The sequence below is a fragment of the Oleiphilus sp. HI0061 genome (genome assembly GCF_001635675.1).
This window is the reverse complement of sequence record NZ_LWFE01001397.1, coordinates 1-1,834: the sequence shown is the minus strand read 5'-3', so window position 1 is coordinate 1,834 and position 1,834 is coordinate 1. Positions and strand designations below refer to the sequence as shown.

The 1,834-nt window shown below is 48.6% G+C and carries 1 protein-coding gene; it reads left to right on the top strand.

The genetic code is table 11. The features are described from left to right. A partial coding sequence (locus tag A3735_RS22015) for a TonB-dependent siderophore receptor (RefSeq protein WP_068638649.1) occupies positions 1-1,834 on the top strand: 1,834 nt, incomplete at both ends.

The window sequence follows — 1,834 nt, the reverse complement described above, 5'->3', positions numbered from 1 at the left end:
GACTTGCGCACTATTTTGGATGGTCAGCCTGGCATTACCCTGGGAACAGGCGAAAACGGAAATGCCTTTGGTGACCGCTATGTTATTCGTGGTCATGAAGCGCGCAGTGATGTCTTCGTCGACGGCTTACGCGACCCGGGCATGACCATTCGTGAAAGTTTCGCTGTTGAGCAAGTTGAAATCAGTAAAGGCCCTAGCGCGAGCTTTGCAGGGCGCGGCACAACAGGTGGAGCGGTGAACTCGGCAACCAAACGTGCAAGCACCGAGTATGACTTTGCGAAAGGCTCTATCGGTATCGGCACCGATTGGCACCACCGCGTCACGGCTGATATCAACCAGGTCATTGATTATGACACTGCCCTACGTGTTAACCTGCTTAAGTCAGGTGAAAATGTTCCCGACCGTGACCCGGCTGACCGAAATCGCGCAGGTGCAGCAATCTCACTATCTCACCAGGTAACAGATCAGCTAGAAATCGTTGCGGATGTCTATCATTTCCGAGGCGAAGATAGCCCGGACTTAGGTACCTACATAGATGGTGATACCGGCAAACCTGTTAAAGATATCCCTTCTTATGTGCAAGATGAGGACTTTCTGAAATCTGAAACCAGTACTGCAACGCTGCGTGTTGGTTATGAATTTAGCCCAACTTCGAGCATTGTGAATCTGACTCGCTACGGTATTACCGAGAATGGTTATGTTGCGACAGGAGCCCGAGGTACAACAGCTTACCCAACACTTGATGATGCTACGAATGATACCAATGGCTTTGAAACTGCTTCGTTAAGTACTCATCAAGGCTGGCAAGACGTTGATTATTTTGCCAATCAATTTAATTTTCTGACTACAAAAGAACTCGGCGAGACAGTTCATGACATCGTGATTGGTGTCGAATATACCGACCAAACGGTTATCAACGGCGTCTATAGCTACACTTCTGAAGGAGCCTCAAACTGCTTCACTTCAGGTCGACGTGGTGTTGGGGAAGGCTATTGTTGGTCAGACGAAAATGGTAATACCGCGACAGACCTCAATACATTGATTCAACGAGATATTGCCCAAGGTGATAAAGACTCAGATTGGAATGTTGAAACCCTTGCGCTCTATTTCATGGATACCGTCGAGTTAAGTGATAATTGGACAGCCTTTGGTGGCGTTCGTTACGACTATTACGACTACAGCACCTTCGCAAACTATGACCCGGATGGCCGAAGCGGCCCCTTAGAAAGTGAGTGGACTGAATTTGCTGACGACGGTGGCTATTGGAACGGCCATATCGGTGCCAGCTATCGGTTTATGGACAATGCAAACGTCTATGCCACCTTCTCGACTGCAACCAACTTGAATGGTGGTGAGTCGGATGTAGGCACTAGCTGTGGCTATGGTGGTATCTGTGTCGATGCCAGCGACCCTCAATTAGGTGACCCGGAGAAAACACAAAGCATTGAGGTTGGAACGAAGTGGCAATTAAACGATGGCAAGTTACTTGCGACAGCCGCGCTATTCCGCATCACAAAAAATGATGTGATGGAGAGCCCCTCTGGCGATAGCTATAGCACGCTGGGCTCACTGAACACAGGCAAGAACCGAGTAGAAGGTATCGAACTTGGCTTAACGGGGAATATCACTGACAAAATCAGTATGTCTGCAGGTATTGCTGTGATGGATGCCGAAGTATTGGAATCCATTAACGAAGAGGATGAAGGAAAAACCCTAGCAAACTTTGCAGATACCTCTGCTTCGCTACATGTGAAATATCAGGCTACGCCACAATGGGCGATAGGTGGTACAGCCACTTATGAAGACGAGCGTTTTGTCGGCCAACCTGATACCG